This window comes from Modestobacter sp. KNN46-3 (assembly GCF_011039295.1).
On record NZ_JAAKGN010000182.1, the window covers coordinates 1 to 8519 of the forward strand.

10 protein-coding genes are annotated in these 8519 nt (G+C 72.9%); 2 read left to right on the top strand and 8 right to left on the bottom strand.

The annotated features are described in order from the left end of the window. On the top strand, nucleotides 1–593 hold a 593-nt coding region (locus tag G5C62_RS23545), incomplete at its 5' end, for an ATP-grasp domain-containing protein (RefSeq protein ID WP_164702910.1). Between the two features lie 62 nt (nucleotides 594–655). Here the strand turns inward: G5C62_RS23545 and G5C62_RS23550 are convergent. The 8 genes from G5C62_RS23550 to rpmH form a co-directional block, all read right to left on the bottom strand. After that, a complete protein-coding gene (locus tag G5C62_RS23550) occupies nucleotides 656–1690 on the bottom strand; it encodes a ParB/RepB/Spo0J family partition protein (RefSeq protein WP_164702911.1) in 1035 nt (344 codons plus the stop codon). Nucleotides 1691–1757: 67 nt separating this feature from the next. Beyond that, nucleotides 1758–2873, bottom strand: a complete 1116-nt coding sequence (locus tag G5C62_RS23555) for a ParA family protein (protein ID WP_164702912.1) — start codon at nucleotides 2871–2873, stop codon at nucleotides 1758–1760. A gap of 76 nt (nucleotides 2874–2949) precedes the next feature. After that, on the bottom strand, nucleotides 2950–3666 hold the full coding sequence (gene rsmG, locus G5C62_RS23560; protein ID WP_241176090.1) for a 16S rRNA (guanine(527)-N(7))-methyltransferase RsmG: 717 nt from the start codon (nucleotides 3664–3666) through the stop codon (nucleotides 2950–2952). Beyond that, complete coding sequence (locus G5C62_RS23565) at nucleotides 3663–4298, bottom strand: protein jag (protein WP_241176091.1); 636 nt, start codon at nucleotides 4296–4298, stop codon at nucleotides 3663–3665. The genes rsmG and G5C62_RS23565 overlap by 4 nt, the downstream gene beginning before the upstream one ends. Before the next feature lie 90 nt (nucleotides 4299–4388). Then, nucleotides 4389–5492 (bottom strand): membrane protein insertase YidC, encoded by a 1104-nt coding sequence (gene yidC, locus G5C62_RS23570; RefSeq protein WP_164702913.1) that lies wholly within the window; start codon nucleotides 5490–5492, stop codon nucleotides 4389–4391. Further along, on the bottom strand, nucleotides 5485–5913 hold the full coding sequence (gene yidD, locus G5C62_RS23575; RefSeq protein WP_241176092.1) for a membrane protein insertion efficiency factor YidD: 429 nt from the start codon (nucleotides 5911–5913) through the stop codon (nucleotides 5485–5487). The genes yidC and yidD overlap by 8 nt, the downstream gene beginning before the upstream one ends. Continuing rightward, complete coding sequence (rnpA, locus tag G5C62_RS23580; RefSeq protein WP_164702914.1) at nucleotides 5910–6302, bottom strand: ribonuclease P protein component; 393 nt, start codon at nucleotides 6300–6302, stop codon at nucleotides 5910–5912. The genes yidD and rnpA overlap by 4 nt, the downstream gene beginning before the upstream one ends. A 1-nt stretch (nucleotide 6303) precedes the next feature. Beyond that, nucleotides 6304–6441: a 50S ribosomal protein L34 gene (gene rpmH, locus G5C62_RS23585; protein ID WP_036333061.1), complete on the bottom strand. Its 138-nt coding sequence runs from the start codon at nucleotides 6439–6441 to the stop codon at nucleotides 6304–6306. A 725-nt stretch (nucleotides 6442–7166) separates the two neighbouring features. Between rpmH and G5C62_RS23590 the strand changes: the two genes are divergently transcribed. After that, nucleotides 7167–8519, top strand: a 1353-nt coding sequence (locus G5C62_RS23590; protein ID WP_164702915.1) for a DnaA ATPase domain-containing protein, incomplete at its 3' end; no start/stop codon positions are given.

Sequence of the window (8519 nt, forward strand, 5' to 3'; positions counted from 1 at the left end):
TCCGCGAGCTGGGCGCCGGCGCCGTCCTGGACCTCATCGTGGCCCGGCTCGGACTCCCGCTCATGGTGAAGCCGGCCTCGGGTGGCTCGTCGCTCGGCGTGCAGAAGGTCAGCCGGGTCGAGGACCTGCCGGCCGCGATGGTCAGCTGCTTCGCCTACGGCGACACCGTGATGGTGGAGCGGTTCGTCGACGGCGTGGAGCTGGCCCTGTCGGTGATCGACCTGGGGAACGGCCCGGAAGCGCTGCCTGCGGTCGAGATCGCCCCCGAGTCCGGCGTCTTCGACTACACCTCCCGGTACACCCCCGGCATGACGGAGTACCACTCCCCGGCGCGGGTCTCCGACGAGGTCGCCGCTCGCGCGGCGGAGGTGGCCCTGCGGGTGCACGAGGTGCTGGGGCTGGCCGGCCTGTCCCGCACCGACGCGATCGTCACTCCCGACGGCGCGGTGCAGTTCCTCGAGGTGAACGTCTCCCCGGGGCTGACGGAGACGTCGATGTTCCCGATGGCGGTCGAGGCAGCCGGGTACGGGCTCGGCGACGTCCTCGGCCGGTTGCTCGCGCGCGCAGCGGCCGAGGGGCCGATCACCGGGTGAGGTGGTCGTCCGGACGGACGACCACCTCCCACCGCATTACGTCTGTGACGTAACTGCGGCGCTCACTCCTGCTGGCTGCGACCGGTGATGTCCGGGGCCATCATGCCGACGATCCGCTGCAGGTCGTCGACCGAGCCGAACTCCACGACGATCCGGCCCTTGGCCCGGCCGATCTGCACCTTCACCTTGGTCTCGAAGACGTCCGACAGCCGGCCGGCGAGGTCCTCGACCCCGGGGGCACTGATCTTCCGGGCGGAACGGCGGGCCGCGGTGGGGGAGTCGGCGACCGCCATCGCGACGGCCTCCTCGGTCGCCCGGACCGACATGCCCTCGGCGACGATGCGGGTGGCCAGGGCGTCCTGCGCCTCCGCCTCCGGCAGGCCGAGCAGTGCCCGCGCGTGCCCGGCCGAGATGACCCCGGCGGCCACCCGGGTCTGCACCTTCACCGGCAGCTTCATCAGCCGGATGGTGTTGGTGACCTGCGAGCGGCTGCGCCCGATCTTGCTGGCCAGCTCCTCGTGGGTGGCGCCGAACTCCTCGAGCAGCTGCTGGTAGGCGGCTGCCTCCTCCAACGGGTTGAGCTGCACCCGGTGGATGTTCTCCAGCAGGGCGTCGCGCAGCATGGCGTCGTCGGTGGTGTCCCGGACGATCGCGGGCACGGTCTCCAGCCCTGCGGCCCGAGACGCACGCAGTCGGCGCTCGCCCATGATGAGCTCGTAGCGACCGTCGCCGGCCTCCCGGACCACGATCGGCTGGAGCAGACCGAACTCCCGCACCGAGTGGGTGAGCTCCTCCAGCGCCTCGTCGTCGAAGACCTGTCGCGGCTGCTTGGGGTTCGGGACGATGTCGCCGACCGGGACCTCGCGCAGCTGCGCGCCGGGGACGCCGGCGACCTCCTCGAGCGCCCGGCTCGGGAGTTCGTGGACCGACGCCGTCCGGGTGAACTGGTCCGGAGGGGTGGCCCCGGCCTGGTCGACCGCCGTGGCGGCGACCTCGGCTGCCTCGGCGGCGCGGGCCGCTGGGGTCGCCGTGGGAGCCGGTGCACTCGTGGGGATCAGAGCCGCCAGGCCCCGCCCCAGACCGCCGCGCTTGGTCACTGGTCCTCCTCGCAGATGCCCGGTGTCCGCAGACGCGGCTCGGGGGTGGGAATGGAGCGCACCGGGGTCACGTCGCGTGCCGTCCGCGCTGGGCCGGGGCCGTCGCCGGCTCACCGAGCACCAGCGCCGCCACCGACGGCGGCCCGGCCACCGGTGGCGGCGGCCCGCCCACCGGCGGCGGGTAGACCGGTGCGGCGACCGGTGGTGGGGGAGGAGGCTGGCTCATCGGCTGAGCCGTCGACGCCGGCAGTGCCACTCCCCGGCGGGCGAGCTCGCGCGCGGCCTCCACGTAGCTGGTCGAGCCGCGGGAGCCGGGGTCGTAGGTGAGCACCGACTGCCCGTAGCCCGGCGCCTCGCTCACCCGGACGTTCCGCGGGATGACCGCCTTCAGCACCAGGTCACCGAAGTGGTTGCGCACCTCGTCGGCCACCTGGTCGGCGAGCTTGGTCCGGCCGTCGTACATGGTGAGCAGGATCGTGCTCACCGAGATGCCCGGGTTCAGGTGGGCGCGCACCAGGTCGATGTTCGACAGCAGCTGCCCGAGGCCCTCCAGCGCGTAGTACTCGCACTGGATGGGGATCAGCACCTCGTCCCCGGCCACCAGCGCGTTCAGCGTGAGCAGCCCCAGGGACGGCGGGCAGTCGATGAGGACGTAGTGCGGGCGCTCCTCGGCGGGGAGCTCGTGCAGGTAGGTCTCGATCGAGCGCCGCAGCCGGTGCTCGCGCGCGACCACGGAGACGAGCTCGATCTCCGCGCCGGCGAGGTCGATCGTCGCGGGCACGCAGAAGAGGTTCGGGCTCGCTGTCGTCGGGTGGGTGACCTCGGCGAGCGTGTTGTCCCCGACGAGTGCGTCGTAGATCGAGGGGGTGCCCACGGTGTGCTCCACACCGAGGGCGGTGCTGGCGTTCCCCTGGGGGTCGAGGTCGATGACCAGCGTCCGGAGCCCGTACATGGCCAGGGCGACACCCAGGTTGACCGTCGACGTCGTCTTCCCGACGCCGCCCTTCTGGTTGGCGACCGTGACCACCCGGATCCGGCCCGGCGCCGGGAAGGGTTCCTGGTCGGCGGCGTGCAGCACGCGAGTGGCCCGCATCGCCTCCATGGCGATCGGGCTGTCGAAGTCGGGACCGACCGGCAGATCGGCGGCGAGGCTGTTGCGCAGGCGCTCGCCCGGGTCCGTCATCGGTGCGTCCTCCTCACCACCGTGTTCCACGTGGAACAGGGTGCGGTCGCTACGGCGAGTTCCACGTGAAACGGGCTCACCCTGCCGAGCGCCCGGACCGAGAGGTGCCAGCGCGCGTCATGAGGACCACGGTAGTGGCTGCGGCGCCGAGCTCGACACCGACTGCCCGCGTGTGCACGTCCCGCATCCCGGCAGCCTCCAGCTCCAGCACCAGATCCGGCACCTCGGCTGCTGCCCGGGCGCCGACCAGGGCGATCAGCTGGGCCCCCGGAGCCAGCAGCCCACGACACCAGCCCACCAGCCGCGGCAGCGGCGCCACCGCCCGCGCCGTGACCACGTCCACCGGCCCGACCGCCCGGACGACGGAACGCTCCTCGGCGCGTCCGCGGACCACCCGCCAGGGAGCACCCAGTTCTGTCACGACGTCCTGGAGGAACTCCACCCGACGGGCCATCGGCTCGACCAGCGTCAGCGTGAGGTCAGGCCGGGCGAGCCCCAGTGGCACGCCCGGCAGCCCGGCACCACTGCCCACGTCGACCACCCGGCTGCCCTCCGGCACCACCTCGGCCAGCGCAGCGCTGTTCAGCACGTGGCGGTCCCACAGCCGGGGCACCTCACGCGGCCCGATCAGCCCACGGACCACACCGTCACCAGCGAGCATCCCGACGTAGCGGGCCGCCTGCTCGACAGCGGGACCGAACAGGGCGATGGCCGCCGCCGAGGGTTCCGGAACAGGACCGGACTGATCAGCGGCGGACGGCGGGCCCTCGGCCTGACCCTCCTCGTCGATCAACGGTCCGGCAGGACCACGACGCGCCGGTTCGGCTCCTCGCCCTCCGACTCACTGCGCACGCCGGCGGCTGCGGCGATGACGTCGTGCACGACCTTCCGCTCGAACGGGTTCATCGGCGAGAGGCGCTCGGGTGCCCCGCTCTCGGCGACCCGCTCAGCCGCTGCGGAGGCCAGGCTGGTCAGGTCGGCGCGCCGCTTGGCCCGGAAGCCCCCGATGTCGAGCATCAGCCGGCTGCGGACACCGGTCGACTGGGCCACCGCCAGCCGGGTCAGCTCCTGGAGCGCCTCCAGCGTCGCGCCGTCGGGCCCGATGAGGGTCTTCAGCTGGCCGCCCACGACCGCGACCGAGGCCCGGTCACCCTCGACGTCCAGGTCGATGTCGCCGTCGACGTCCAGGATGTCGAGCAGCCGCTCGAGGTAGTCGCCGGCGACGTCGCCCTCGCGGACGAGCAGGCCGTCCCCGCTATCCTCGTCGTCGGACTCGTCCTCGACGTCGACCGGCTCGACGACGGCGTCGGAGGACGCCGGGTCGGCGTCGGGGAGCGCGGGGTCACCGCTCCCACCGGCCGGGGTCAGCAGGGCGTCCGAGGTCGCCTCGGACGTGGCCACGGTGTCGTTGTCGGATGCACTCACGGAGTCCTCCAGGGTCGTGCAGGCGGCCGGGCGAGCCCGGTGGTCAGGGGGCGGGCGCGCCGCGGGCTCTCGCCCGGGTGCCGCAGCCGGTCAGCGGCGCTTGCGTTTGCCTCGGTTGGCGGGCCCTGCCGACGACCGGCTGCCCGAGGAGCCGGTGCGCGGGCGGGCACCTCCGCCACCAGGGGGTCGACCGTTGGCCGAGCCACCCTCCGCGGGTCCGGCCCCCGTCGCGGGGGTCGCACCGGCCGGCGGGACGTCGGGGGTGCTGCCGTCGCCGTCCACCGTGGGGGAGCTGGCCGCGGTCGCCCCGCGGCTGCCCGACTTGGGGCGCACCGGCTTCGCGCCCGGCTTGGGGGCGAGGGACTTCGGGTCGATCTGCGGCTTGTCGGCGGCGGCCTTGGCCAGCGCGGCCGGCGACCCGGGCGGGGGCAGCTTCTTCAGGATGTAGAACTGCTGGCCCAGGGTCCACAGGTTGTTGGTGAACCAGTAGAGGAGCACGCCGATCGGGAAGAAGAAGCCGGAGACGAAGAGGCTCAGCGGCATGCCGTAGAGCAGCAGCTTCTGCACCATCGCGGCCTGGCCCTCGACCGGGCCGGAGCGCTTCATGATCTGCTTCTGGGTGAAGAAGGTCGTCGCGCACATGATCACGATCAGCAGGAAGGCGACGATCCGGATGTTGGTGTAGTCGACACCCGGCAGATCGAGGATCAGCCGCTCCTTCTCCCCGGTCATGTTGAACGAGGAGGAGATCGGCGCGCCGAACAGCTGCGCCGAGGCAGCCTGGTCGGTGAGGGTGTCGTCCCAGCTGTAGAGGCCGTCCTTGCCGGGGGCGATCCGGCGCAGCACGTGGAACAGGGCCAGGAAGATCGGGATCTGCGGCAGGATCGGCAGGCAGCCGGCGAGCGGGTTGACCCCGCGCTCCTTGTTCAGCGCCATCATCGCCTGGCTGAAGCCCTGCTTGTCGCTGCCGTACTGCTTACGGAGCTTCTGGATCTCCGGCTGGATCTCCTGCATCGCCCGCTGGCTCTTCACCTGCTTGACGAACAGGCGGAACAGCAGGATGCGGATGGTGACGACCAGGAAGACGATCGACAGCGCCCAGGCGATGCCGCTCGCCGGGTCCAGGAACGTGGAGAACAGTGAGTGCCACTGCTTCATCACCCACGCGATCGCGGTGTACAGCCAGTCAAGCAACGCCAGCCTCCTGCTGCGCAGACCGGCGCGGAGCCGGCGGGGTGGCACGGTCGGGACGACGTGTGCCGTCAGCCGTCGACGCGGTCGCCGCGGACGGTGCCGGCGGCTGCGCCGCTGTGCACGACGAGTGGGTGGGCTCAGCGGTTCCTAGGCCAGGGTCGAACGTTCCGTCCCCGGATGGCTCGGTACCGGCCCGCCGGGGCGGGACCAGGTCGACGCCACCGGGGTGCCAAGGGGCGCACTTCGCCAGCCGGCGCACGGTCAGCCAGCTGCCCCGGCCGGCGCCGTGGACCTCGATCGCCTCGGCCGCGTAGGCGCTGCAGGTGGGCTCGAAGCGGCACCGTGGCGGGAACGCGGGGCTGATCGCCCGCTGGTAGAAGCGGACGGCGGCCAGCAACCAGCGGGCGGGCGCGATCGTCACGGCCGCCGTGCCCGGGGGCCGTGTCCGCCGAGAACCCGGTCGAGGCCGGCGTCCAGGTCGCGGCTCAGCACGGCCGAACCGGCGTCGGCCGCCTCCGGGCGGGCCCGGATGACGAGGTCCGCGGTCGCGGGGAGCCGCTCCAGGCGGTCGCCGACCAGATGGCGGAGCTGCCGGGTGACCCGGTGCCGGCAGACGGAGTTGCCGACGGCCTTGCCGACCACGAAACCGGCCCGCGGCCCGGTCGAGGGGTCCAGCGGACCCCCGACCCGGGCGACGGGCCGTTCGGAGAGGTAGTGCACCACCAGGGTCGGCCGCCCGGCACGCCGGCCGGACCGCATGACCGCGGTGAACTCCGGCCGCCGGCGCAGGCGTGCCTGCGCAGGCAGCACCTCAGGCGGAGAGCTTGTTGCGACCCTTGCCACGGCGAGCGGCGAGGATCGCCCGCCCGGCCCGGGTGCGCATTCGCAGCCGGAAGCCGTGGGTCTTGGCCCGACGACGGGTGTTCGGCTGGAACGTGCGCTTGCTCACGAGGGACTCCCACTGCTGACGACGTCGATGCGGCGCGCACCCGGTCGGGCAGCGCACGCGCGGGGCCGGGCAGGTCATCGGCCCCGGTGCTCCCGGGACCTGCGACCGTCCCGGACTCCCGAGGCTGGTCTGCTGTGCAACGGACCCGGTGGTCACACCCCACGACCTCAGGGCGTGCGCCGACTCCCGTGCACAGACTCCGACCAGCATAGCCGAGACCCGACGGGTCCCGGTCTGCTGGCCGGACCGCTCATGGTGCACCGCTGATCGGAGCACGTGGCGCCGGACACGCCGCAGCCGATCAGCGTGCCGGGCGCCGTCGTCGTTGCCCGCCTGTGGACGGGGCTGTTAGCGTCGCCGTCGCTCCGGGTCGGACGACCGGGCGCCGGTTCTCCTGCCGACCCCGTCGGCCGATCGCTCGCCGGACCTTCCTCCGATCGCCCCTGCCGGGGCGCTCACCAGCCATGACGTCGTGCCCGGCAGCGCGGACGCCGGTCGCCGGACCACGTGTCGCCGAGCGTGCACAGACTGTGGACACTCATGTGGACGCAGCACCGCCGGACGTCCACAGCTGGGGACCCGACGGGGGATCCAGCGAGTCCCGACATCCGTCCCCACCTGTGGACGACGGCTCCGGGACCGCACCGCGGCTCCGGGGTCACACCAGAGGCTTCCGGGGTCACACCAGAGGCAGAGCACCGAAGGCACGGGAAGGGACACAGTCGATGGCCGACGATCCGGTCGACCTGGCGACGGTCTGGAACCAGGCCCGCGAGAGGCTCGCCAGCAGCCTGACCCCGCAGCAGAAGGCGGTGCTCAACCTCACCCGCCCACTCGGCTTGTTCGAGGACACCGCCGTGCTCGCCGCGCCCAACGAGTTCACCCAGACGGTGCTCGAGTCCCGCATGCGCATGGTGCTGGCCGAGGCGCTGTCCGCGGAGATCGGCCGGGACATCCGGGTGGCGGTCCAGCTCGAGGACATGCCGGTGCCGCCCCCGGCCCCCGAGGCACCTCGCCTCGGCGCCGAGCCGGAGGTCCGTCGCTGGCCCACCGCCGAGCAGGACCGGCTGGACCAGGACCGCCTCACCCAGGACCGGCTGGCCCACGACCGCGCCTCGGAGGAGCTGGCTGCCCGCGAGCGGGCGGCGCACGACCGGGCCGCCGAGGACCGCGCCGACCGAGACCGGGTCGACGACGGGCGCAGCGCCTTCGGGGTGCGCACCGATGCCGCCCGGGCCGAGGCCTGGCTGCCCGAGTCCGGGGACGGGCGCGACTGGTCGCGGGGATCGGCCTCCGACGACCAGTCCGACGGCGGCCCCCGTCGGCTCGCCCCGTGGGACCGGGACCCGGGGGACGCCGGCCGCGACCAGGCGCCGAGGAACGAGGGCACCGGTGACCGCCCCGCCGAACGCTCGGGCCGCGGCGGCGGCGCCGTCCCCCTGTTCGCCGACCGGCGCCCCGGCGGCCTGGACCCGGGACTCAACGGGAAGTACGTCTTCGACAGCTTCGTCATCGGCAACAGCAACCGGTTCGCGCACGCGGCCGCCGTCGCCGTCGCCGAGGCCCCGGCCCGCGCCTACAACCCGCTGTTCATCTACGGCGACTCCGGGCTGGGCAAGACCCACCTGCTGCACGCGATCGGCCACTACGCGGCGCGGATGTTCCCCAACGTGCGGGTGCGGTACGTCAGCACCGAGGAGTTCACCAACGAGTTCATCAACCTGGTGCACTCCGGCCGGGCCGAGGACTTCCGGCGTCGCTACCGGGACATCGACTTCCTGCTGATCGACGACATCCAGTTCCTGGAGCGCGCCGAGCGCACCCAGGAGGAGTTCTTCCACACCTTCAACACGCTGCACAACGCCAGCAAGCAGATCGTGATCACCTCCGACCGCGCGCCGAAGAAGCTGACGACGCTGGAGGACCGGCTGCGCACCCGGTTCGAGTGGGGCCTCATCACCGACGTCCAGGCGCCGGACCTGGAGACCCGCATCGCGATCCTGCGGAAGAAGGCCTGGGGCGAACGGCTGCAGGCCCCCGACGCGGTGCTCGAGTTCATCGCCAGCAAGGTGCAGACC